Below are 23,229 nucleotides of genomic sequence, written 5' to 3' on the forward strand. Positions count from 1 at the left end.
AGGTGAGTTGCGATGATCTTCTGGTACGGCCACGGCTTCGGCGGCTGGGGCTGGTTCGCGATGTCCGCCGGCATGATCCTGTTCTGGGCGCTGATCATCACAGGCGCCGTCCTGCTCGTCCGCGCCCTCAACCGGCCCTACGAGCACACCCGCACGCCGGCCACGCCCTCGGCGGAGGACATACTCCGGGAGCGGCTGGCCCGCGGGGAGATCGACGAGGACGAGTACCGGCGCCGCCTCGACGCGCTGCGCAGCGGCCCTCCGGCCCGGTGGAGGACACCACCCTGACCAGCGGAAGCACCGCCGGAAACACCGTGGGAAGCACCGCCGGAAGCATCGACGCCGGCACCTGGCCGCCTGATCAGCCCGGAGCCACGAACCCCGACTCGTACGCCGCGATCACCGCCTGGGTGCGGTCGCGGGCCCCGAGCTTCGCCAGTACGGCGCTCACATGTGACTTCACCGTCTCCGTGCCGACCACCAGCCGGCCCGCGATCTCCGCGTTCGACAGCCCGCGGGCCATCAGCCGCAGCACCTCGGCCTCCCGCTCGGTCAGCCGGGCCCGCTCCAGCACGGCACGCGCGGCCCGGTTGCCGCCGTCGCCGTCGGTGCCGTACCGGGCGGCGAGCTGCCGTACGGAGGCCGGGAACAGCAACGACTCGCCCTCCGCGACCAACCGCACCGCGTGCACGATCTCCGCGGGCCGGGCCCGCTTGAGCAGGAAGCCGTCGGCGCCCGCGCGCAGCGCCTCGTACACGTACTCGTCGTTCTCGAAGGTGGTCACGACCAGGATCTTCGGCGGGCTGTCGACGGTGCGCAGCACCGCGCGCGTGGCCTCGATGCCGTCCAGCAACGGCATCCGCACGTCCATGGCGACCACGTCCGGCCGCAACTGCCGGACCAGCGGGATCACCGCCGCCCCGTCGGCCGCCTCGCCGACGACCTCGATGTCGGGCTGGGCCCCCAGCACGGCCCGCAGACCCGCGCGGACCAGGGGTTCGTCGTCGACGAGGAGAACGGTGACCGGCACCCCGCCAGCGTAGATCAGCGCAGCGGGATCTCTGCATGCACCTGCCAGTCACCTTCGTCCGGGCCGGTGTGCGCGCGGCCGCCGAGCAGTGCCGCCCGCTCGCGTATCCCGCGCAGACCGCTGCCCCCACCGGCCCCTGGGACGCCGGCGGCGAGCGGATTGCGGACCTCCAGCGCGAGCGCGCCGTCGGCGACCCGCACGCATACCTGGACGGGAACCGGCCCAGCGTGCCGGAGCACATTGGTCAGCGACTCCTGGATGATGCGGTACCCCTCGCGGGAGACCGGGCCGGGGACCGTTTCCAGGGGACCGGAGAACTCCGCGTCGACCTTGGCTCCGGAGGCGCGCGCGGACTCCAGCAGACGATCCGCGTCCGTCAGCGTCGGGCGGCTGCTCACGGGCCGCTGGGACTCCCGCAGGACGCCGAGCACGCGTTCCAGGTCCTCCAGTGCCGCCCGGCCGGTCTCCTCGATGGCGTCCAGGGCACGTTCCGTGAACGCCGGGTCGCCGGCCGCACGCGCGGCGCCCGCCTGCACCACGGCGACGGTCAGCGCGTGACCGATCGAGTCGTGCAGCTCGCGCGCGATGCGGGTGCGTTCCAGGAGCAACTCGGTGCGCTCCTCCAGTGCGGCGATGCGCTCGGCGGGGGAAGGGCCGAGAAGACGGCGGGCGAGGGCGGTGTCCAGCTCCCCGAGGCCTACGACGACGGCGTACAAGGCGATCACCGGCAGGGGCGCCAGCAGGGCGTAGACCCAGCGGGGCTCGGAGACCGGCAGCAGCGGGTTGCCGGTGGGCACGTGTCCGAGCGCCGCGCCGGTCAGGTCGACGGCGAGGACCGGCAGCCAGGCGGTGGCGAAGCAGACGGCCACCGACAGCGCCATCCGCGTCTCCAGCCACAGCATCGTGCGGAACCGGTCGCGCCATGTCGCCGACGGGGCCGTGGAGATGCCCGAGTCCTCCTCACCCGGCGTCAGCAGCAGATGCGCCTGTACGCCCTCGCCCCTGCGTACGCCCGGGATCAACAGCCCCACCGGAACCAGAGCCAGCGCGGGCACCCACGGCTTGGCCGGGTCGATGAACAACCACACGCTGACGATCAGCATCGGCACCCACAGATGCAGCAGCCGTGTGTATGTCGTCCCCCGAAGCAACGGGCGCAGAAGGCGGGCCATTTGGTCATCGTGCCAGCCGCCACCGACAGCGGACCTCCCCCGCGCGGGGGAGACGATCTCCACCGGCGGGGGAGGTCCCGGCCCCGGGGCGGCGGCCATGCTGCTGCCATGACCAGCATCGACGTCCAAAACCTCACCAAGGAGTACGGCACCCGGCGAGTCGTGGACCACCTGACCTTCCGTGTCCTGCCCGGTCGCGTGACCGGTTTCCTCGGCCCCAACGGCGCCGGGAAGTCGACCACCATGCGGCTCCTGCTCGGCCTGGACCGGCCGACCTCCGGCTCCGCCACGATCGGCGGCCGGCCCTACGCCACCCTCGGCGAACCCCTGCGCCACGTGGGCGCCCTCCTCGACGCGCAGGCCGCGCACGGTTCCCGCACCGGCCGCGATCACCTGCGAGCGCTGGCGGCAAGCAACCGCATCCCCGCGCGCCGGGTCGACGAGGTGCTGGAGGAGACGGGCCTGGCCTCGGCGGCACGCCGCCGGGTGAAGACGTACTCCCTGGGCATGCGCCAGCGGCTCGGCATCGCCGCGGCCCTCCTGGGTGATCCCGAGGTGGTCCTGCTCGACGAGCCGTCCAACGGCCTCGACCCGGAAGGCATCGTCTGGATCCGGGAGTTGCTGCGCCGGCTGGCGAAGGAGGGGAGAACCGTCCTGGTCTCCAGCCATCTGATGAACGAGACCGCGTCCTTCGCCGACCACCTGGTAGTCCTCGGCCGGGGCCGCCTGCTGGCGGACACCCCGATGCGGGAGTTCATCCACGCGCGCGTGCAGCCGAGTGTGCGGATCCGCACGACCGATCCCGCCACTCTCAGGAGCGTCCTCGCTCGGCACGATCACGACGCCGTGGAGCACGAGGACGGCCACTGGACCGTACCCCACGCACGCGTGGACGACATCGGACGCCTCACCTCCGCAGCGGGCGTTCCCATCCTCGAACTCGCCGCACAAGAAGGCACGTTGGAGCAGGCCTATCTCGACCTGACCGCCGCCGAAGCCGAGTTCACCGCACAGCACCAGGAGGCCTGACCATGCCCTTCACACCCGTGCTCCACTCCGAGTGGATCAAGATCCGCACCCTGCGCTCGCTGGGCGGAACGCTGCTGGCGCTGTTCGCCGCGACCACGGCGTTCTCCGCGCTCGCCGGGCTCTCCGACACCTGGGACCCGGATTTCGACCCGCTGTTCATGGCGCTGTCGGGCGTCCTGCCCGGCCAGATCGCCGCGGTCGCCTTCGGCGCCATGGCGGTGTCGTCGGAGTTCCAGGGAGGTGGGCTCCGGCTGTCGCTGGCCGCGGTCCCGCAGCGTGGACGGTGGTTCGCGGCCAAGGTGACGGCCATCGCCGCACCGGCCCTCGTCGTGGGGCTGCTGACCGCCTGCGCCGCCCTCCTCGCGGCGCGTACGGGCCTCGGCTCCGCGGCGAGCGGACTGACCGTCGGTGAGCAGGTGCGGGGCGTCGTCGGCTGCGGGATCTACCTGATGCTCATGGCCCTGTTCGCGGCCGGACTCACGGCCCTGCTCCGCAGCGGCGTGGTCACGCTCTCCGTCCTCAGCCCGTTCCTCCTCGTCGTCCCCTTCGTGATCGGGTCCGCGGCGGGCGGCGCCGCCGACCTCCTGCCCGACCACGCCGGGCAGGTGATCATGCGCCAGTCGTACGACGGGGCCCTGGGGCCGTGGGCGGGCCTCGCGGTGACCGCGCTCTGGACGGCCGCGGCGCTCGGTGCGGGGGCCTGGAGCCTGCGCCGCCGGGATGCTTGACGCCCCGCCAATTGTCAGTGGTCGGCGTTTTACTGGATCACATGGACATCGCGCGGTACCTCGGCACCATCGAACTGCTGTGCACGGGGGACTTTCCCGCGGAGCACGGCGGGACGGACGTCGGCACCGGGCCGGGGTATCACGTCGCCGCCTTACAGACGAGCGGCGACTTCTGGGACGACGACGGGACGGAGCGGGAGCGGACCGAGGAGCAGTACGAGGCCGACAGGGACGGCCTGAGCGAGCGGCTGACCCGGCGCTGGGGACCTCCGCAGGTCCTCAGCCTGGCCAGTGTCCTCGTGCGCGCGGAGAGCGGCGAGGACATACCCGAGCCGTGGGCCTCGCTCAGCGCCCATGTGCCCGACCTGCACCTGTGGCGGTCGCCAGAGACGGACCGCTGGGTCGCACTCGGCGTCTCCCAGTGGGACAAGGAACTTCCGTTCCAGCTGCTCGCCCTGGTCACGGACATAGACCCCCCGTGACCCGTCAGCCCTGCGCCGCCTCCCGCAGCCGCGCGAACTCCTCAGCCATCGTCGCCGCCGTCCAATGCGCGTTCAGACCGCTCGGGTTGGGCAGCACCCACACACGCGTGTCCCCGATCGTCCGCTCCTGCGGCCCCACCCGGGCCGCACGGTCGCCGAACGCGGCCCGGTAGGCGGTCACCCCGACCACGGCCAGCCACCTCGGCCGCAGCCGCGCCACCTTCGCCGCCAGCAGCCGGCCGCCCTCGACGTACTCCCGTGAGGTCAGCTCGTCGGCCCGCGCCGTCGCCCGCGCCACCACGTTCGTGATGCCGAGCCCGTACGACAGCAACTCCCGCTGCTCCGACGGCTTCAGCCGCCTGGGCGTGAACCCCGACAGGTGCAGTACCGGCCAGAAGCGGTTCCCGGGCCGCGCGAAGTGGTGGCCGGTGGCCGCCGTCATCAGCCCCGGATTGATGCCGCAGAACAGCACGTGGAGGCCGTCCGCGACCACGTCCGGCACCAGACGGTCGCGGGCGGCCTCCAGTTCCGCCTGGGTGAAGCGGGTCAGAGGATCGCCCCAGGGGTGTAGCCCGCGGCCTCCGGGTGCTGCTTGGCGATCTCCTCGATCCGGGCGACGACGACGCCGACCTGGTCGGCCGCCGCACCGGTGAAGGACAGCTTGTCGGCCATGAGCTGCTCGAGCTGCGCCCGGTCCAGAGGAAGGCGCTCGTCGCCGGCGAGCTTGTCCAGCAGGTCGTTGCGCTCGGCGCCCTGCTCGCGCATCGCCAGCGCCGTGGCGACGGCGTTCTCCTTGATGGCCTCGTGGGCCACCTCGCGGCCGACGCCGGCCCGCACCGCCCCCATCAGCACCTTGGTCGTGGCCAGGAACGGCAGGTAGCGGTCCAGCTCACGGGCGACGACCGCCGGGAAGGCGCCGAACTCGTCGAGGACCGTCAGGAAGGTCTCCAGCAGCCCGTCCAGGGCGAAGAACGCGTCCGGCAGGGCGACCCGGCGCACCACGGAGCAGGAGACGTCGCCCTCGTTCCACTGGTCGCCCGCCAGCTCGCCGGTCATCGAGGCGTAGCCGCGCAGGATGACCATGAGGCCGTTGACGCGCTCGCAGGAGCGGGTGTTCATCTTGTGCGGCATGGCGGAGGAGCCGACCTGGCCCGGCTTGAAGCCCTCGGTCACCAGCTCGTGGCCCGCCATCAGCCGAATGGTCTTGGCCAGCGACGACGGCGCGGCGGCCAGCTGCACCAGCGCGGTGACGACCTCGTAGTCCAGCGAGCGCGGATAGACCTGGCCGACCGAGGTGAAGGCCTGCGAGAAGCCGAGGTGGCCGGCGATCCGCCGCTCCAGCTCCGCGAGCTTGCCCGCGTCCCCGCCCAGCAGGTCCAGCATGTCCTGCGCGGTGCCCACCGGGCCCTTGATGCCGCGCAGCGGGTAGCGGTCGAGGAGCTCCTCGACCCTGCCGTACGCCACGAGCAGTTCGTCGGCGGCGGTCGCGAAGCGCTTGCCGAGGGTGGTGGCCTGCGCGGCCACGTTGTGGGAGCGGCCGGCCATGACGAGCTCGCCGTACTCGGCGGCCAGCTTCGCCAGCCGGGCCAGGACGGCCACCGTGCGGTCGCGCACCAGCTCCAGCGAGAGGCGGATCTGCAGCTGCTCGACGTTCTCCGTCAGGTCGCGGGAGGTCATGCCCTTGTGCACGTGCTCGTGCCCGGCGAGGTCGTTGAACTCCTCGATCCGCGCCTTCACGTCGTGCCGCGTGACCTTCTCGCGCTCGGCGATGGAAGCCAGGTCGACGGTGTCGAGGACACGCTCGTAGTCGGCGAGCGCCGCGTCGGGAACCTCGATCCCGAGGTCCTTCTGGGCCCGCAGCACGGCGAGCCAGAGCTGCCGCTCCAGCTTCACCTTCTGCTCGGGCGACCAGAGCGTGGCGAGCTCGGCGGAGGCGTAGCGTCCGGCGAGGACGTTCGGGATGCGGGGCTTGGCGGGCGCTGAAGTCACGTGTACGGATTCTACTGGCGATTCGTGCAGGCCAGCCCCACGGGCCTGTTCGGCGGAAGCTACGAGACCGGCGTCACGTCCACCGCCGTCCGGGGCCTCACGCCCCCGGACCCTCGTACGGCAGCAGCTCAGGTCGCTTCGCGGGGCGGCCGTCGCCGGAGGAGCGGCCGGTCAGCCGCCGGCCTATCCACGGCAGCAGGTGCTGCCGGGCGAACCGCGCGTCCGCGACCCGCCGGGTGACCCAGCCCGGCGGCAGGGTCGCCGCCATCGGGGTCCGCCACTGAGGGTCCTCGGCTTTGTGGCCGAGCGTCTGCCAGACCGCCTCGGCGACCCGGCGGTGCCCCTCCGCCGTCAGGTGCAGCCGGTCCACGTCCCACATCCGGGGGTCGGACAGCGAGGGCGCTCCGTACAGGTCGACCACCAGCGCGCCGTGCCGTGCGGCGAGCTCGTCGACGCAGACGAACAGTTCCTCCATGCGCGGGCGGAACCGCTCGAGGACCGGGCCCTGCCGGCCGGGGCTGCGCATCAGCACCAGCTGCTTGCACGCCGGCGCCAGCCGTTCCACGGCCTCCGTCAGCAGGTCCTTGACCCGGTTCATGTCGCACTTGGGCCGCAGTGTGTCGTTGAGACCGCCGACGAGCGTGATCACGTCGGCACCCATCGCGGCCGCCACGGGTACCTGCTCGTCGACGATCTGTCCGATCAGCTTCCCCCGTACCGCGAGGTTCGCGTACCGGAACCCGGGGGTGCGGGCGGCCATCCGCGCGGCGAGGAGATCGGCCCAGCCACGGTAGGAACCGTCGGGCAGCAGGTCCGACATGCCTTCGGTGAAGGAGTCGCCGACGGCGACGAGGCTGGTGTGGGCGGGCTGGGGTGCGGAATTGGTCTGCATGGCGACAGCGATGGTAACCCGGCGCCATACCCGCCGGTCGGTCGCCCGGGGCCGGGCCGGCCGTTCCCGGCCCGGCGGGCCGGCCGTTCCGCCCGGCCGGAAGGCGCCGTCACGCGGGCTGCCCGAACAACTGCCGCAGCACGTCCTCCATCGTCACCAGCCCGGCGAGCCTGCCGTCCGACCCGAGCACCGCCGCGAGATGCGTACGGCTGCCCCGCATCGCGGTGAGCACGTCGTCCAGCGGCGTGTTCTCCCGCACCCGCGCGATGGGCCGCATGTCCCGCAGCCGGAACGGAGCATCGCGCGGTGAGGCGTCCAGCGCGTCCTTCACATGCAGGTAGCCGACGATCCGGCGTGCCGAGTCGACCACCGGGAAGCGCGAGAAGCCGGACTGGGCCGACAGGTGTTCCAACTGCTCCGCCGTGACGCCCACGCGCGCGTACACCACACGTTCCAGCGGGACCACCACGTCCCGCACCGGGCGGCTGCCCAGCTCCAGCGCGTCGTGCAGTCGTTCCTGCGCGCGGTCGTCGATCAGACCGGCCTCGCCGGCGTCCTTGACGATCTCGGCCAGCTCGGCGTCCGAGAAGGTCGCCGAGACCTCGTCCCTGGCCTCCACCCTCAGCAGCTTCAGCAGTGTGTTCGCGAAGGAGTTCACCGTGAAGATCACCGGCCGCAGCGCCCGGGACAGCGCGACCAGGGGCGGGCCGAGCAGCAGCGCGCTGCGGACCGGTTCGGCGAGCGCGATGTTCTTCGGCACCATCTCGCCGAGCAGCATGTGCAGATAGGTGGCCAGGCCCAGGGCGATCACGAAGGAGACGGCGTGGCCCGCGCTCTTGGACACGCCCACCGCGTGGAACACCGGTTCCAGCAGGTGCGCGATCGCCGGTTCCGCGACCACACCGAGGACCAGCGTGCACAGCGTGATCCCGAGCTGGGCCGCCGCCAGCAGCGCGGACACGTGCTCCAGGCCCCACAGCACGCTCTTCGCCCGCCGGTCGCCGGCTTCCGCGTGCGGCTCGACCTGACTGCGCCGCACGGAGATCAGCGCGAACTCGGCGCCCACGAAGAAGGCGTTGACGACCAGCGTCGCCAGCCCGATCAGCAACTGGACGGCGGTCACCGTACGGCCTCCCTCTGTTCGTCGTCGAGCGGCGCGTGCAGCAGCACCCGGGCCGCCCGGTGGCCCGAGGCGTCCACGACGTCGAGCCGCCACCCGGCGACCTCGACGCCGTCCCCGACCGCGGGTATCCGCCCCAGTTCCGTCGCCATGAGCCCGGCCAGTGTCTCGTAGGGGCCGTCCGGCACCCGCAGTCCCACCTGGGCGAGCTGGTCGATGCGGGTCGCGCCGTCCGCCGAGTACAGGGCGCGGCCCTGCTCGTCGGCCCCGGCCGGCGCGAGGTCGGGCGTCTCGTGCGGATCGTGCTCGTCCCGCACCTCGCCGACGACCTCCTCGACGATGTCCTCCAGGGTGGCGACGCCCGCCGTGCCGCCGTACTCGTCGATGACGACGGCCATGGTGCGCTTGCCGGAGAGCCGGTCGAGGAGCCGGTCGACGGTGAGCGACTCGGGGACCAGCAGCGGCTCGCGCATCACCTGCGCGACGGAGCGGTGGGGCCGCTGGTCGGCGGGCAGGGCCAGGATGTCCTTGATGTGGGCGGTCCCGACGACCGAGTCGAGGCTGTCCCGGTAGACCGGGAACCGGGACAGCCCGGTTGCCCGGGTCGCGTTCGCCACGTCCTGGCAGGTGGCCTGGACGTCCAGGGCGACGACCTGGACCCGCGGGGTCATCACGTTCTCCGCCGTCAGGTCGGCGAGGTTCAGGGTGCGGACGAACAGTTCCGCGGTGTCCGCCTCCAGGGCCCCCTCCTTGGCGGAGTGCCGGGCCAGCGCCACCAGCTCCTGGGGTCCGCGCGCGGAGGCCAGCTCCTCGGCGGGCTCCACGCCGAGGCGGCGTACGACGCGGTTCGCCGTGTTGTTGAGGTGGGTGATGAACGGGCGGAAGACGGCGCTGAACCAGCGCTGCGCGCTGCCGACCCGTTTGGCCATGGTCAGCGGAGAGGAGATCGCCCAGTTCTTGGGGACCAGCTCGCCGACGACCATCAGGAACACCGTGGACAGGGCCGTGCCGACCACCAGCGCGACCGAGCTCGCCGCGGTGGCGGAGATGCCGAGCGCCTGCAGCGGACCGGAGAGCAGCACGGCGATGGACGGCTCGGCGAGCATGCCGACCACCAGGTTGGTGACCGTGATGCCGAGTTGCGCCCCGGAGAGCTGGAACGTGAGGCTCCGCACCGCCTTGAGGGCACCGGCGGCGCCGCGCTCACCTCTCTCGGCGGCCCGCTCCAGCTCGCCCCGCTCGACCGTGGTCAGAGAGAACTCGGCGGCCACGAAGGCACCACAGGCGAGCGAGAGCAGGACCGCCACCAGAAGGAGGAGCACTTCGGTCATCGGGTCACCTCCTTCCCATCGTCGGACAGGGCAGGGAGGGTCGCGCGATGGCGTCGACCGGGAGGCTCGCCCATGGGCGCAGGCTCACAACCTTTCATGCAGAACCGAGTGATCCTCCCATGGTAAAGGATGGGCAAAGAAATGTGGGGGGAGGTGATCAGTCGACGGAGAGCGGCTTCACCCAGCGCCGCCACCGCTCCTCCGGCGTGTACCCCGCCGCCCGCCACGCGGCTTGCGCGGTCTCGTTGCGCACCAGCACCATCGCGTCCCCGCGCCGCCCGCCGAGCCGGACGAACCGCTCCTCGGCGGCGGCCAGCAGCGCCGAGCCGATGCCCTGCCGCCGCTGCCCGGGGTGCACCGCCAGCCGGTACAGATGGCAGCGCCAGCCGTCGAAGCCCGCGATCACCGTGCCGACGAGTTCCCCCGCCTTCTCCGCGAGGATCAGTGCCTCGGGGTCACGGGCCACCAGCCGTTCGACGCCGTCCCTGTCGTCGCTGATACTGGTGCCCTCGGCGGCCGTCTTCCAGAAGGCGAGCACGGTGTCGAGGTCGTCGGGCCCGGCAGGCCGTATGAGCAGCTCAGTCATGTGATCATCACAGCACGTGGCCCGTCTCCTGCCGGGGGATTCCAGTATGTGGACGGCCACCACCTGCCTACTCGCCGCGCAACTCCTCGATCACCGCCGCGAAGTCCTCCATGTACGGCTCCAGGACGGTCAGATAGGAGAACCCGTACCGCTCCCGCTGCGCCCGCACCCGTGCCACGATCTCCTTCAGGGAGCCGACCAGCACGATCGGCAGCGCCAGCGCCTGCTCCACGGCCAGCTGCGGCTGGCGGTCGAGCAGTGGCCTGAGCGCGGCCTCGGGGTCGTCGGTGAAGGCCACCATCTGGACGAGCAGGTTCAGCTCGGCGGGCTCCGCACGGCCCGCGGCGAACTCCCGGTAGCGGGCCACGCGCTCGTCGAGTTCCTCGGGTGTGAGCGGCGTCATCCTGCCGGTCGTGCTCCCCGCCACCACCCGTCCGGCCGTGAACGCGGCGATGTCGGCCCGCTCGGCGGTCAGCCGCAGCATCCGGTCGCCGTTTCCCCCGACCAGCAGCGGTACTCGCGGTTGCGCCGGCCGGGGCTGGTGGTCCGCCGAGCCGAGCAGCCGCTCCACCTCGGTCACCGTGCGCTCAAGGTGGTCCACACGTTCGCGCGGCGAACCGTAGGGCAGCCCGGCCGTGTCGTGCTCCGCCTGGACGTAGCCCGTGCCGAGGCCGAGTTCCAGGCGGCCGCCCGTCAGCGCGTCCGTGGTGGCCACCTCCCGGGCCAGCAGCGCCGGATTCCAGAAGCCGGCGTTGAGCACGAAGGTGCCGAGCCGCGGCCGCTCGGTCGCCCCGGCGGCCGCGACGAGCGCCGGGAACGGCGCCACCCAGCCGAGATGATCGGGGACGAGGATCACGTCGTACCCGAGCTCCTCGGCGCGGCGGCACTTGGCGCGCCATTCCTCGGCGGGTGCGGAGTTGAGCAGATTGACCCCGAAGCGGAACGGGCGCGGCATGAACTCTCCTCAACAGCAGACGACTTGAGTCTTCGCCGCGATTCCATCACTCGTGGGCGATGGCCGCCAGCACATTCATGCGGGATGCACGCAACGCCGGCAGCAGGGCTGCCACCACGCCCACCACCGCCGAGCCGATCACGACCGCGACGATCGTTCCCCAGGGAATCGCCAGCGCGGTCATGCCCTGCAGGGCCAGCACCTGCTGTATGCACACCCCCCACACCAGGCCCAGGGCGAGCCCCAGCACCGCGCCGAACACCGCGATCACCACCGACTCCAGCCGGATCATCCGGCGCAGCTGCCGCCGGGCCAGCCCGATAGCGCGCAGCAGGCCGATCTCCCGGGTGCGCTCCACGACCGACAGGGCGAGGGTGTTGACCACGCCGAGCACCGCGATGACGATCGCCAGCCCGAGCAGCGCGTACACGAGGTAGAGCAGCACCGCGATCTGGTCGTGGACCAGCTTCTTGTAGTCGGCCTGGTCGCGGACCTGCACCTGCGGATACGGATCGAGCGTCTTCTCCAGGCGCGAGCGCAGCCGGTCGGCGCTCGTGCCGGGGTCCTTGGCGACGTAGAGCGCCGCGTCCTGGCCGCCCGGCAGGTACTTCTCCGCCGTGGCGATGCCGAAGAACAGCCCGCCCTGCATGCCGAATCCCGAGCCGCCCTGGTCGGTGAGGGCGGCCACGGTCATGTCGGTGGTCCGGCCGCCCGGGAGTTCCACCGGGATGGTGCTGCCCAGGCGCACATGGTGGTCCTCGGCGAAGTTCACGTCCATGCCGAGGTGCCCGGCGGCCAGCGCCGCCGCGCTGTCGCCGCCTTTGTACGTGACGTGGGCGACCTCGTCCACCTGCGGGTCGTATCCCGAGGCGGTCGTCTTGACCCGCTTGCCGTCCGGCAGCCGCACCGCCACCGGCACGAACCGCTGCCGTACCACGAGACGCACGCCGTCGGTGGCGCGCACCCGGTCGGTGATCTCCTTGGTGAAGGGCAGGAAGTTGCTGTTCTGGACGGTGAAGTCGGCGCCGAGCGTCTTGTCGATCTGCTGGTCGAACGACCGCGACATGGAGGCACTGGCCACCGACATCCCGCCGACCAGGGCCAGGCCCACCATGAGCGCGGCGGCGGTGGCGCCGGTGCGGCGCGGGTTGCGCAGGGCGTTGCGCTGGCTCATCCGGCCGACCGAACCGAACAGCGCGGGGAACGCGCCGCCCAGGACGCGGATCACCGGCCGGACCAGCAACGGCCCGGCGATCACGGTGGCGACCAGGGTCAGCACGACTCCGAGGCCCAGCAGGGAGGCCGCCGAGGCGGTCTTCGACGCCGCCGCGCAGCCCGCCAGCGCGGCCACACCGGCCGCCCCGACGACACCACCGACGATCGCGCGGGTCTTCAGCGGCCGTCCCACCCCGGCGATCTCCGCGTCCGCCAGCGCCGCCATCGGCGAGACCCCCGCCGCGCGCCGGGCGGGCAGATACGCCGCGACGAAGGTCACGCCGACACCGACGACGTACGCCGAGACGGGCGTCGGCCACCCGATGACCATCTCGGTCGCCTTGAGGTTCATGCCGAACGCGCTCATCAGGCGGATCAGCCCGAACGCGAGCCCGATCCCGGCCGCCAGGCCCACGGTCGAGCCGACCAGGCCGAGCAGTACCGCCTCCGTGAGCACCGACCGCCGCACCTGCCGCCGGTCGGCACCCAGCGCCCGCAGCAGGCCGAGTTCACGGGTGCGCTGTGCGATCAGCATGGAGAAGGTGTTCACGATCAGGAAGACACCGACCAGCACGGCGATCCCGGCGAAGCCGAGCATCACGTACTTGATCACGTCGAGGAAGCCGCCGAGGTCGGCGGCGGCCGACTTGGCCTGTTCGTCCGCGGTCTTCAGATCGTAGGCGCCGGTGCCGACCACCCGGCCGACCCGCCCCTTGAGCTCGCCGTCGCTCACGCCCTGCGCCGCGTCCACAGAGATGCTGGTGGCCCGGCCGGCGGAGCCGAGCAGCTCGCGGGCGGCGACCGCGGGGTCGAGGAAGACCAGGGCCGCGCCCGGGTTGGTGGTGGTGAAGGTGGCGATGCCGACGACCTTCACCCGAAAGGTGCCGGGCGCCGCCTGCACGGTCAGTGTGTCGCCGATCCGTACGTGCTTCTTGTCGGCGGTGTCCGCGTCCAGCAGCGCCTCGTCCGCGCCGTGCGGGGCGTGTCCGGACGTCAGCTTCACCGGGCTGCGGTGGGTGAGGTACCAGTCGGTGGCGATGGTCGGGGCGCCGGTGGTCGGGCCAACGGACTTGTTCCTGCTGTCGACCACCACGATGTTCTGCACGGACACGTCCGCGTGCGTGGCGGCGACCCCGTCGACCTTGGCGACCTTCTCCGCGAGCGCGGCGGGCACGGTCTGGACCGCGCCGGTGGGCACGGACGACTTCAGGTCCTGCTTCGGCTCCACCGTCACGTCGGCGGAGGTGGAGGCGAAGAGCCGGTCGAAGGTGCGGGTGACCGTGTCGGAGAAGATCAGACTGCCCGCGACGAACGCCACGGACAGCACGACGGCCAGTGCGGACAGCAGCAGGCGCCCCTTGTGGGCGAGGAAGCTGCGGAGTGTCGCCTTGAGCACCGGGTCAGTCCTCCTCGGCGGCGCTGTCGCGGTCGGAGACGCCGTGCGTCGCGTCGGTGCCGGTGGTCTGGGCGCCTCCCCCGGAGAAGAGGCGCATCCGGTCCAGCACCGCCTCCGCCGTGGGCCGCTCCATCTCGTCGACGATGCGCCCGTCGGCGAGGTAGAGCACCAGATCGGAGTGGGCGGCGGCGCCCGGGTCATGGGTCACCATGACCACGGTCTGCCCGAGGTCGTCGACGGCGTCGCGCAGGAACCCGAGGACCTCGAGCCCGGCCCGCGAGTCGAGATTCCCGGTCGGCTCGTCGGCGAAGATCAGCTCGGGCCGTGAGGCCAGCGCCCGGGCGCAGGCCACGCGCTGCTGCTGCCCGCCGGACAGCTGCGCGGGCCGGTGCTTCAGCCGGCCCCGCAGCCCCAGCGTGTCGATGACCTGGTCCAGCCACTTCTCGTCGGGCTTCTTGCCCGCGATGTCCATGGGCAGGGTGATGTTCTCCGCCGCGTTCAGCGTCGGGATGAGGTTGAACGACTGGAACATGAAGCCGATCCGGTCCCGTCGCAGCCGGGTCAGCTCACGCTCCCTCAGCCCGGTGATCTCGGTGTCGCCGAGCCACACCTGACCGGCCGAGACGGTGTCGAGTCCCGCGAGGCAGTGCATCAGGGTGGACTTCCCGGAGCCCGAGGGGCCCATGACCGCGGTGAACCGGCCGCGCGCGATGTCCACGTCCACCGAGTCCAGCGCGAGCACCGTGGTCTCGCCCGAGCCGTACGCCTTGGTCAGCCCCCGGGCGCGGGCCGCGATCCCGTCGCCGGGCGCCCGGCCGGGCGCGTGCTCCGCAGCAGGTGTGGACAAGGCCGCCTCCTCGCTCGCCGGGATGCCGTGCACTCCTCGTGCCGCCCGAGCGTAAGGTGACGAGGCCACGGCTGGAATCCCCCGTGGGGCAGAGGGCGTCTCCGTCTCAGGTCGCAGCCCCGATACCGGTGTAAGGGGCATCCTCCACCCGGGGGAGGAGAACCGCCCTCCGCGGGACCGCGCCCGCCGTCAGCCGCGGATCACCGCTCCGCGGGCCGCCAGGCCGTGCCGAGCACGCAGTACGACGTGGGCAGCCGCGGTCCCTTCTCCGGGAGCAGCACCGTACGGTACGGGCCCAGCTCGAACCCGGCCTCCCGCAGCGCGGCGACCGGCTCGCGGGCCAGGTGGCAGCCGCCGTTCAGCACCGGCCACACGGTCCCGTCCAGGGCGCGCTGGGTGAGGGTCATGGCCCGGCCGCCGCCCCTGCCGTGTTCGAAGAAACGCACCTCTCCGCCGGGCCGCAGCACCCGCCGCACCTCACCCAGTGCGCGCGGCACGTCCCGGACGCTGCACAGCACCAGCGACAGCACCACCGCGTCGAAGGCCTCGCTCTTCACCGGCAGCGCCTCCGCCGCGCCCGGCACCACGTCCACCGGTACCTCCGCGCGCAGCGCCGCCCGCACCGCCAACCGCCTGAGCACGCGCTCCGGTTCGATCGCGACCACCTCCGCGACCGCGCCCGGGTAGTGCGCGAAGTTCAGACCGTTGCCCGCGCCGATCTCGATCACCCGCCCGGACAGGCCGGCGAGCAGCCTGTCCCGCATCCCGGCCATCCCGAGCCGGGCCTCGGCGCCCGTACTGATCCGGGCGTAGTAGCGGGCGAACAGGGGATGGTGGACGGCATCCCGTGCCACCTTGCCGGAGCCGGCGGAGCGCAGCCGCATGACGACCTCCCGGACAGGACGGGCCTACGGGGATTGTCCCCCGTACGAGCCCGTCGCACCCCTGAGGAAGCGGATCGTCGACCCCTGAGGAGGCGGATCAGGGCGCGTTGCGCACCCGGAACGCCTCCGCGTCCCACGTGCCGGCCAGCCGCGGCGCGAGCCAGCCCGGCGCCACCGCGCGGAACTCCGCCGGCGGCAGCGCCCCGGCCCCGGCGGGCAGCGCACCCAACAGCGGAGCGCCCGCCACGTCCGGCAGATCCGCCAGGTTGCAACGGCACGCCAGGTCGGGTGACTGCGGCCAGCTGCCGATCACCACGCCCAGCAACTCCAGCTCCCGGGAACGCAGCTCGCGCGCCGTCAGCTCGGTCGTGTTCAGCGTGCCCAGCCCGGCCGAGGCGACGACCAGCACCGGCGCGTTCAGCAGCCGGGCCGCGTCCGCGAGCGTGCCGCCCGCCGCGTCGAACCGGACGAGCAGCCCGCCCGCACCCTCGACCAGCACCAGATCGTGCTCCGTGGCCAGCTTGGCGGCGGCCTCGGCCACCTCGTGCGGATGCACCGGCGCCATGCCCGCCCGCCGCGCCGCCGTCCCGGGCGCCAACGGCTCCGGATAACGGGCCAGTTCGGCCGTGGCAACGGCTCCCGCGAGCCGCGCGACCTCGTCGGCGTCCCCGCGCTCGTCGGGCCGTACACCCGTCTGCGCGGCCTTCAGCACGGCCACCGACCGCCCGGCCGCCACCGCGGCCGTCGCCACGGCGGCGGTCGTGACCGTCTTGCCGACCTCCGTGCCCGTTCCCGTGATCACCAGTACCGGCATGTCATCCCTCCTGCGCCGCCGCACACACCGCGCGGGTGATCCGCGCCACGTCCGCGTCGCCGGTGACGTACGGCGGCATCGTGTAGACCAGATCGCGGAACGGCCGCAGCCAGACGCCCTCGCGCACGGCGGCGCGGGTGGCCGCCGCCATGTCGACCTCGTGGTCGAGCTGTACCACCCCGATCGCGCCCAGCACCCGTACGTCCCTCACCCCGGGCAGCCGCGCGGCCGGGGCGAGCCCCTCGCGCAGGCCCCCCTCGATCCGCTTGACCTCCGCGAGCCAGTCCTGCCCGAGAAGCAGTTCGAGGGAGGCGCAGGCGACGGCCGCCGCCAGCGGATTGCCCATGAACGTCGGCCCGTGGGCCAGCACCGGCACCTCGCCCCGTGAGATGCCGTCGGCCACGCGCGCGGTGCACAGCGTCGCCGCCATCGTCAGGTAACCGCCGGTCAGCGCCTTGCCGACGCACATCACGTCGGGGGCCACGAGCGCGTGGTCCGCCGCGAACAGCGCACCGGTGCGCCCGAAGCCGGTCGCGATCTCGTCGAACACCAGCAGCACGCCGTGCGCGTCGCACGCCTCGCGCAGGGTGCGCAGATACGCGGGGGAGTGGAACCGCATCCCGCCCGCGCCCTGTACCACCGGCTCCACGATCACGGCGGCCACCTCATGGGCGTGCCGCTCGATCAGGTCGTGCAGATGGCCGGCGTAGGCGTCCTCGTACTCCACCGGCGGCGCGTCCGCGAAGACCTGACGCGGCAGCACCCCGCTCCACAGCTCGTGCATCCCACCCTCGGGGTCGCACACGGCCATGGGCTGCCAGGTGTCGCCGTGGTAGCCGCCCCGCCAGGTCAGCAGCCGCCGCTTCTCCGGGCGCCCGAGCGAACGCCAGTACTGCAGGCACATCTTGACCGCGACCTCGACCGACACCGAACCGGAGTCGGCCAGGAAGACGTGCTCCAGCCCCTCCGGCGACATGTCGACAAGGAGCTTCGCGAGGTGCACGGCGGGCTCGTGGGTGAGCCCGCCGAACATCACATGGCTCATCCGACCCAGCTGCTCGCGCGCCGCCTCGTTCAGGACCGGGTGGTTGTAGCCGTGGATCGCCGACCACCACGAGGACATGCCGTCGACCAGTTCGCCCGAGCCGTCGGCGAGCCTGAGCCGCACCCCGTTCGCCGACTCCACGACGAGCGGCTCGGCCCGCCCGGGCATCGGGCCGTACGGATGCCACACGTGCCGCCGGTCCAGCTCCAGCAGCTCCGACACGCTCCGGCCGGGCAGGTCAGGCATTGGGCGCGAGGTCCGTTCCGGCACCCCGGCGGCGGACGGCGACGAGGTCGGTGCGGGGCTCGCCCGCCACCGTGGCCGTCGCTGCGGTGCCGCAGACCCCACCGCCCGCGTGGGAGCCGCAGCCTCCGTCCGCCGCGTGCGAACCGCAGCCCGCCTCCGCGTGCGACCCGCACCCCGCCTCGCCATGGGACCCGCAGTCGCCCCCGGACGCCGCCCGGTGCTCCGGCAGCGTCACCTGGTCGGCGCCCTCCACCTCGAACCCGGCGTCCGCGATCATCTCCAGGTCGGCCTTGCCCGCCTGGCCCTCGCTCGTCAGGTAGTCGCCGAGGAAGATGGAGTTGGCCAGGTGCAGGGCGAGCGGCTGCAGGGTGCGCAGATGCACCTCACGGCCGCCCGCGATGCGCACCTCGACGTCCGGGCAGACGAACCGGACCATCGCCAGGATTCGCAGGCAGCGCTGCGGGGTGAGGTGCCACTCCTTGGCGAGGGGGGTGCCCTCCATCGGGATGAGGAAGTTCACCGGAACCGAGTCGGGGTCGAGCTCGCGCAGCGAGAAGACGACGTCGACCAGGTCCTCGTCGCTCTCACCCATGCCCGCGATGAGACCGGAGCAGGCGGACAGCCCGGCCGCGTGCGCCTTCTGCACCGTGTCCACCCGGTCGGCGTACGTGTGCGTGGTCGTGATGTCCGCGTACGTCCCCTCGGAGGTGTTGAGGTTGTGGTTGTACGCGTCCGCGCCCGCCTCGCGCAGCCGCTCGGCCTGGCCGTCGGAGAGCAGGCCGAGGCAGGCGCACACCTCGACGTCCTCGTTCCGCTCCTTGATCGTCCTGATCGTCTCGGAGACCCGGTCCACGTCCCGGTCCGTCGGACCGCGCCCACTGGCCACCAGGCAGACGCGTTTGGCACCTCCGGCCAGGCCCGCGGCCGCCGCCGCGGAGGCCTCGTCGGGCTTGAGCCAGGTGTACTTCAGGATGTCGGCCTTGGAGCCGAGCCGCTGCGAGCAGTAGGAGCAGTCCTCCGGACACAAGCCGGACTTGAGGTTGACCAGGTAGTTGAGTTTCACGCGCCGGCCGAACCAGTGCCGGCGCACCTTGCCGGCCGCGGCCACCACATCGAGCACGTCTTCGTCGGAGGTGGCCAGTACGGCGAGTGCTTCCTCGCGGGTCGGCAGCTCGCGCCGAAGCCCCTTTTCCACCAGCGTGTTCAGCAGGTCCATGAGGTCCGATCCTGTCCTACGTGACCGCCCCGGGCCAAGGAGAGTTTGCACAACGGAGACTGGTTGCCTGTGTGGGTATTGCCACACGGTGGGCGGTTGGTCGTCCGGCTAGTGTCTGTTCACTGCCTACAAAATCCCCGGAGGAGCCATGGCGTTCGGCTGGATCGACGACCAGGCGGAACTGCGCCGCCGCGCCGGACTGGTCCGGACCCTCAGGCCCCGGGCCGCCGACTCGCCGCTCCTCGACCTCGCGAGCAACGACTACCTCGGTCTGGCCCGCCACCCCGAGGTCACCGAGGGCGCCGCGACGGCGGCCCGGACCTGGGGCGGCGGCTCGACCGGGTCCCGGCTGGTGACCGGCACCACGGAACTGCACGCCGAGCTGGAGCGAGAGCTGGCCGGTTTCTGCGGCTTCGAGGCGGCCCTGGTCTTCTCCTCGGGGTACGCCGCCAACCTCGCGGCGGTCACCACGCTCGGACCGCACGGCTCCCTCATCGTCTCCGACGCGGGCAACCACGCCTCCCTCATCGACGGATGCCGGCTGGCCCGGGGCACCACGCAGGTCGTCGGGCACGCCGATCCCGAAGCGGTGGGCAAGGCACTGGCCACGCACGAGGGGCCCGCGGTCGTCGTCTCCGACACGGTGTTCTCCGTCGACGGTGACGCGGCGCCGCTGTCCGCGCTCGCCGAGACCTGCCGGGCGTACGGCGCCGGGCTGGTCGTCGACGACGCGCACGGCCTGGGTGTGCTGGGCGACGGCGGCCGGGGAGCACCGTACGGGGCCGGACTCGCGGGCGCCGACGACGTCGTCGTCACCGTCACCCTGTCGAAGTCGCTGGGCAGTCAGGGCGGTGCGGTGCTGGGACCGGCACGGGTGATCGACCACCTGGTCAACGCGGCCCGCAGCTTCATCTTCGACACGGGCCTCGCACCCGCGGCGGCCGGAGCGGCCCTCGCCGCCCTCAGGCTGCTGCGCCGCGAGCCGGAACGGGCGGCGCGCTCCCGTGCGGTGGCCGCCGAACTGCACGCACGCCTGACCGCCGCGGGGCTGGAAGCGGTGCGTCCGGACGCCGCGGTCGTTTCCGTGCGTGCCCCGTCCCCGGAGAACGCGGTGCGCTGGGCGGCCGCATGCCGGGCGGCGGGCCTGGCCGTGGGCTGCTTCCGTCCTCCTTCCGTGCCCGACGGCATCTCACGGCTCAGGCTGACCGCACGGGCGGACCTCTCCGGGGCCGAGATCGAACGCGCTGTACGAGTGATCGGCGAGACGCGGCCATGAGTCGGCGTGACACGGCCGTGCATCGCCTGGACGGAAACTGACCGGAAGCGGTCAGCAGGTCACCGGAGCGCGGCGACGAACTCCGCCCAGCTCCCGGGGGAGAAGAGCAGGGCGGGTCCGGCCGGGTCCTTGGAGTCGCGCACGGCGAGCAGTCCGGCCCGGGGACCGGAGTGCGGGCGGGCCGTCTCCACGCAGTTGTTCGCTCCGGTGCTGTAGCTGCTGCGCAGCCACCGCACACCGTGCAGATCGGTACTGGAAGGTACGTTCCGAGGCAGTGCAGACATGGTGCCTCCTTACGCGCCGCCTATCCCGGCGATGTAATCCAGCGAGTCCTCGGGTGAAAGGGCATGGATCTGAAGGGTGTTGAAGGCCTCCGAGTAGGCCCGGAGGTCTTCTTTCCGCTCGAGGTAGAGGCTACTCGTCAAATGGTCGAGAACAACCACGTCCAGATCAGATGTGCTCGGAAATGAGAAGATAACGAAAGGGCCGGTGATACCGATATGCGCCCCGGCGGAGAAGGGCAGCACCTGGAGGCGCACTTGCGGCAGACGCGCCGCCTCCAGGAGCCGCTGAAGCTGCCGCGCCATCACCTCCGGCCCGCCGACCTCCCGCCGCAGCACCGCCTCGTCCAGAACGGCGCTCAGCACCAGCGGCGGATCCGACCGCAGCACGTCCTGCCTGGCCAGCCGCACCTTCACCAGAGCGTCCAGCCGCTCCTCGGCGTCACCGGAGGCACCGGGACCGTCGGTGCCGCCGGTGCCGTCGGGACCGTCGTGGCCTCTTCCGACGGCCGCCCCGGTGACCGCGCGGGCGTACTCCGGCGTCTGCAGCAGTCCCGGGACCACCGATGTCTCCAGGGTGCGCATCTCGCTCGCCTGCGACTCCAGGCTGATGAAGTCACGGTAGGCGGGCGGCAGCACACCGCGGTAGGCGTGCCACCAGTGGTGCCGGCCGCCGACGTCGTCCGACCCGGCCAGCACCAGCAGCAGCTCGCGCTGTTGACGGTCGGTCACGCCGTAGGCGTCCAGGAGTAACCGGACATCGGCCGATTTCACCCCGCTGGCGCCGGTCTCGATCCGGCTCACCTTCGACTGGTGCCAGCCCACGAGACGGGCGGCCTCACCGCTGGTGAGGCCCGCGCCGGTGCGCAGCTCGCGCAGTTCGGCGCCCAGCTTCCGGCGGCGCACCGCGGGACCGTTCTGCATGGGCCACTCCTTACTCGCCATTACTCCGTGCGCGCCGCCCGAATACGGTCTGCCGTCGTAGAGTTCACCGCTTTGAGCGACAGATATATGCATATCTTGGTGGTTCTCACCCGTGACCGGCGCGCTGATGGCAGTCTGGCGACGAAGCACCAGTGCGGGACCGTACTCGAACCCATCCGCTCCGTGTCGGACTGCGGTCCCGTGGGAAAGGGACGACGTCGCCATGGCGGACCATCTGGAAGCATCCATCACTCTGCCGAGCGATCCAGCCTCGGTTTCCGCTGCCCGCAGCTATGTGGTGGGCATCCTGGCGGAATGGGGGCTTCAGCCGGACACCGGCGTCTGCGACACCGTCCGGCTCATCGTCTCCGAGCTCGCCACCAACGCCGTACAGCACACCTTCGGGCAGTCGCCCACCTTCACGGTGGCCCTCGCGCTCGACCGTGACGAGCAGCTGCGCGTCGGTGTCACCGACAGCCACCCCCGCTTCCCGAAGCGGCTGCCCGCCGCCGTGCAGCAGGACAACGGCCGCGGCATGGTCATCATCCGCTGGCTGACCGCCGAGTGCGGCGGCAGGCTCAGGGTGCGGCCCACCCGCGAGGGAGGCAAGACGGTCTTCGTCGAACTGCCGTGGGCGGTCCCGGCGAGGCCGGTCACGGCAGGGGGGCAGCAGGAGCCCTAGGGGGTCCCGTACGGGTCCGTACGGGTCCGTACGGGTCCGTACGGGGCCGTAGGGGTCCGCACGGTTCCGGGTGTGGCCCTGTGCCCGGGACCGTGCGGCGCGTGACCGCGGGTCAGCTCACCCGGCCGTACCAGACGCTCTTCGTCCAGATCTTCTGCAGCTTCACGACATCCCCGGTCTTCGGGGCGTGCCAGATCTTCCCCTTCCCGGCGTAGATGCCGACGTGGTAGACGTTCGAGCCCGAATGGAAGAAGACCAGGTCTCCGGCCTTGCGGTGGCTGGCGGAGATGTGGTGGGTCTTGTTGTACTGCTGGGCTGCCGTCCGCGGCAGCTTCTTGCCCGCCTTCTTGAACGAGTACAACGTGAGGCCGGAGCAGTCGAACCTGCCGGGACCGGTGGCCCCCCACTTGTACGGTGCGCCCTTCTTGGACGCCGCGACCTGGAGCGCCTTCGTCGCCGGAGTCGTGGCAGCGGCGTCGGTGGCGACACCGGGAACGACTATCGAGCCGCCGACGGCGGCGATGGCGAATGCCGAGGCCGTGCCGGCCCGGGCCATGAGCGACGGGACACGATTGAGCGCAGTCATGCGCAACCCTTCGTCAGCCGCCTGTGAAGGATGACCTGTCGGATTCGGGCTGGCGAAGTTGCCCGGCCGCGTTGCCGCGGCTTCACCCCAAGGGCTGCTCGGAGACGGACGGCTGTCCGTTCCGGCGACCCGTCTTGCCTGGGTCCTCCACTCCTGCCGATCCACTCCTGTCGACCGGTCATCCGGGCGGCGGCAGGACTCGGCGTCCGCCCGGATCGCCCCGCCGCTTTGGCGGGGTCTTGTCGTCAGTCAGGGATCTTCGCCCACACCTGTCCGAAAAACCCAACGGAACCGAGTATTTGTGGTGTTACTCACCACTCAGCCGTTCGGGTGGACGGGCTCGTGTTCGAGTCCCTGCCGGGACAGCGGCGCACCCTCCGACCAGGGTCGAAGCTCCTCCCGGCGCTCTTCGGCCGGGCGGTTCGCGCAACTTCGAGGGCCCTGGAAAAGGATGCGCTGCTAGTCCGAACGTGGGTACGTCCTTTGGGCCGTTTCGACTCAGT

24 protein-coding genes and 1 riboswitch are annotated in these 23,229 nt (G+C 72.0%); of the genes, 6 read left to right on the forward strand and 18 right to left on the reverse strand.

What is annotated here, in order from left to right; genetic code table 11:
- The first annotated feature begins 12 nt into the window (after positions 1-12).
- The gene (locus tag ACFYZQ_RS11910; RefSeq protein ID WP_389145040.1) at positions 13-288 is read left to right on the forward strand and encodes an SHOCT domain-containing protein; all 276 of its coding nucleotides are present in this window, start codon (positions 13-15) and stop codon (positions 286-288) included.
- 73 nt (positions 289-361) lie between these two features.
- Here the strand turns inward: ACFYZQ_RS11910 and ACFYZQ_RS11915 are convergent, their stop codons facing one another.
- Both ACFYZQ_RS11915 and ACFYZQ_RS11920 read right to left on the reverse strand, forming a co-directional pair.
- Positions 362-1,030 (reverse strand): response regulator, encoded by a 669-nt coding sequence (locus ACFYZQ_RS11915; protein ID WP_389145043.1) that lies wholly within the window; start codon positions 1,028-1,030, stop codon positions 362-364.
- Positions 1,031-1,044: 14 nt separating this feature from the next.
- Positions 1,045-2,202, reverse strand: a complete 1,158-nt coding sequence (locus ACFYZQ_RS11920) for a sensor histidine kinase (RefSeq protein ID WP_389145046.1) — start codon at positions 2,200-2,202, stop codon at positions 1,045-1,047.
- A 108-nt stretch (positions 2,203-2,310) separates the two neighbouring features.
- Here ACFYZQ_RS11920 and ACFYZQ_RS11925 point away from each other — a divergent pair, with 108 nt between their 5' ends.
- From ACFYZQ_RS11925 to ACFYZQ_RS11935, 3 genes are read left to right on the forward strand one after another with little or no spacing between them, the layout of a single operon-like run.
- Complete coding sequence (locus ACFYZQ_RS11925; protein WP_389145049.1) at positions 2,311-3,231, forward strand: ABC transporter ATP-binding protein; 921 nt, start codon at positions 2,311-2,313, stop codon at positions 3,229-3,231.
- A 2-nt stretch (positions 3,232-3,233) separates the two neighbouring features.
- Positions 3,234-3,959 carry an ABC transporter permease gene (locus tag ACFYZQ_RS11930; protein WP_389145052.1) on the forward strand — a complete coding sequence of 242 codons (726 nt, stop codon included), beginning with the start codon at positions 3,234-3,236 and terminating at the stop codon, positions 3,957-3,959.
- 41 nt (positions 3,960-4,000) lie between these two features.
- A complete protein-coding gene (locus tag ACFYZQ_RS11935; RefSeq protein WP_389145055.1) occupies positions 4,001-4,441 on the forward strand; it encodes a hypothetical protein in 441 nt (146 codons plus the stop codon).
- Between the two features lie 4 nt (positions 4,442-4,445).
- Here the strand turns inward: ACFYZQ_RS11935 and mug are convergent, their stop codons facing one another.
- From mug to bioB, 13 genes are all read right to left on the reverse strand, one after another.
- Positions 4,446-4,943, reverse strand: coding sequence for a G/U mismatch-specific DNA glycosylase (gene mug / locus ACFYZQ_RS11940; protein WP_389145057.1), 498 nt, complete (start codon positions 4,941-4,943; stop codon positions 4,446-4,448).
- 44 nt (positions 4,944-4,987) lie between these two features.
- Entirely contained in the window at positions 4,988-6,430 is a 1,443-nt protein-coding gene (gene purB, locus ACFYZQ_RS11945; RefSeq protein ID WP_389145060.1) for an adenylosuccinate lyase, read from the reverse strand.
- 97 nt (positions 6,431-6,527) lie between these two features.
- Complete coding sequence (locus ACFYZQ_RS11950) at positions 6,528-7,322, reverse strand: SGNH/GDSL hydrolase family protein (RefSeq protein ID WP_389145063.1); 795 nt, start codon at positions 7,320-7,322, stop codon at positions 6,528-6,530.
- Between the two features lie 109 nt (positions 7,323-7,431).
- The gene (locus ACFYZQ_RS11955; RefSeq protein WP_389145066.1) at positions 7,432-8,445 is read right to left on the reverse strand and encodes a hemolysin family protein; all 1,014 of its coding nucleotides are present in this window, start codon (positions 8,443-8,445) and stop codon (positions 7,432-7,434) included.
- Positions 8,442-9,773 (reverse strand): hemolysin family protein, encoded by a 1,332-nt coding sequence (locus ACFYZQ_RS11960; protein WP_389145069.1) that lies wholly within the window; start codon positions 9,771-9,773, stop codon positions 8,442-8,444. The genes ACFYZQ_RS11955 and ACFYZQ_RS11960 overlap by 4 nt, the downstream gene beginning before the upstream one ends.
- 157 nt (positions 9,774-9,930) lie before the next feature.
- Entirely contained in the window at positions 9,931-10,359 is a 429-nt protein-coding gene (locus ACFYZQ_RS11965) for a GNAT family N-acetyltransferase (RefSeq protein WP_389145072.1), read from the reverse strand.
- Positions 10,360-10,426: 67 nt separating this feature from the next.
- Positions 10,427-11,314, reverse strand: a complete 888-nt coding sequence (locus tag ACFYZQ_RS11970) for an LLM class F420-dependent oxidoreductase (RefSeq protein ID WP_389145074.1) — start codon at positions 11,312-11,314, stop codon at positions 10,427-10,429.
- Between the two features lie 46 nt (positions 11,315-11,360).
- The gene (locus tag ACFYZQ_RS11975; RefSeq protein ID WP_389145077.1) at positions 11,361-13,925 is read right to left on the reverse strand and encodes an ABC transporter permease; all 2,565 of its coding nucleotides are present in this window, start codon (positions 13,923-13,925) and stop codon (positions 11,361-11,363) included.
- A gap of 4 nt (positions 13,926-13,929) precedes the next feature.
- Entirely contained in the window at positions 13,930-14,772 is an 843-nt protein-coding gene (locus tag ACFYZQ_RS11980; protein ID WP_389145080.1) for an ABC transporter ATP-binding protein, read from the reverse strand.
- Positions 14,773-14,972: 200 nt separating this feature from the next.
- Complete coding sequence (locus ACFYZQ_RS11985; RefSeq protein WP_389145082.1) at positions 14,973-15,656, reverse strand: class I SAM-dependent methyltransferase; 684 nt, start codon at positions 15,654-15,656, stop codon at positions 14,973-14,975.
- 97 nt (positions 15,657-15,753) lie between these two features.
- Positions 15,754-16,470, reverse strand: coding sequence for a dethiobiotin synthase (gene bioD, locus ACFYZQ_RS11990; RefSeq protein WP_389145085.1), 717 nt, complete (start codon positions 16,468-16,470; stop codon positions 15,754-15,756).
- 1 nt (position 16,471) lies between these two features.
- Positions 16,472-17,761: an adenosylmethionine--8-amino-7-oxononanoate transaminase gene (locus ACFYZQ_RS11995; protein WP_389145088.1), complete on the reverse strand. Its 1,290-nt coding sequence runs from the start codon at positions 17,759-17,761 to the stop codon at positions 16,472-16,474.
- A complete protein-coding gene (gene bioB, locus ACFYZQ_RS12000) occupies positions 17,754-18,977 on the reverse strand; it encodes a biotin synthase BioB (protein ID WP_389145091.1) in 1,224 nt (407 codons plus the stop codon). The genes ACFYZQ_RS11995 and bioB overlap by 8 nt, the downstream gene beginning before the upstream one ends.
- Before the next feature lie 148 nt (positions 18,978-19,125).
- Between bioB and ACFYZQ_RS12005 the strand changes: the two genes are divergently transcribed.
- Complete coding sequence (locus tag ACFYZQ_RS12005; RefSeq protein WP_389145094.1) at positions 19,126-20,253, forward strand: 8-amino-7-oxononanoate synthase; 1,128 nt, start codon at positions 19,126-19,128, stop codon at positions 20,251-20,253.
- Between the two features lie 59 nt (positions 20,254-20,312).
- Here the strand turns inward: ACFYZQ_RS12005 and ACFYZQ_RS12010 are convergent, their stop codons facing one another.
- Positions 20,313-20,537: a DUF397 domain-containing protein gene (locus tag ACFYZQ_RS12010; protein ID WP_389145097.1), complete on the reverse strand. Its 225-nt coding sequence runs from the start codon at positions 20,535-20,537 to the stop codon at positions 20,313-20,315.
- Positions 20,538-20,546: 9 nt separating this feature from the next.
- Positions 20,547-21,458, reverse strand: a complete 912-nt coding sequence (locus ACFYZQ_RS12015; RefSeq protein WP_389145099.1) for a helix-turn-helix domain-containing protein — start codon at positions 21,456-21,458, stop codon at positions 20,547-20,549.
- Between the two features lie 223 nt (positions 21,459-21,681).
- Between ACFYZQ_RS12015 and ACFYZQ_RS12020 the strand changes: the two genes are divergently transcribed.
- A complete protein-coding gene (locus ACFYZQ_RS12020; RefSeq protein WP_389145101.1) occupies positions 21,682-22,140 on the forward strand; it encodes an ATP-binding protein in 459 nt (152 codons plus the stop codon).
- A gap of 112 nt (positions 22,141-22,252) precedes the next feature.
- Here ACFYZQ_RS12020 and ACFYZQ_RS12025 read toward each other — a convergent pair whose 3' ends face one another.
- Positions 22,253-22,726, reverse strand: a complete 474-nt coding sequence (locus ACFYZQ_RS12025) for a C40 family peptidase (protein ID WP_389145104.1) — start codon at positions 22,724-22,726, stop codon at positions 22,253-22,255.
- A 3-nt stretch (positions 22,727-22,729) separates the two neighbouring features.
- A riboswitch (cyclic di-AMP (ydaO/yuaA leader) is annotated at positions 22,730-22,941 on the reverse strand.
- Between the last annotated feature and the right edge of the window lie 288 nt (positions 22,942-23,229).

Source organism: Streptomyces sp. NPDC001843, assembly GCF_042891955.1.
Taxonomy (GTDB): Bacteria; Actinomycetota; Actinomycetes; order Streptomycetales; family Streptomycetaceae; genus Streptomyces.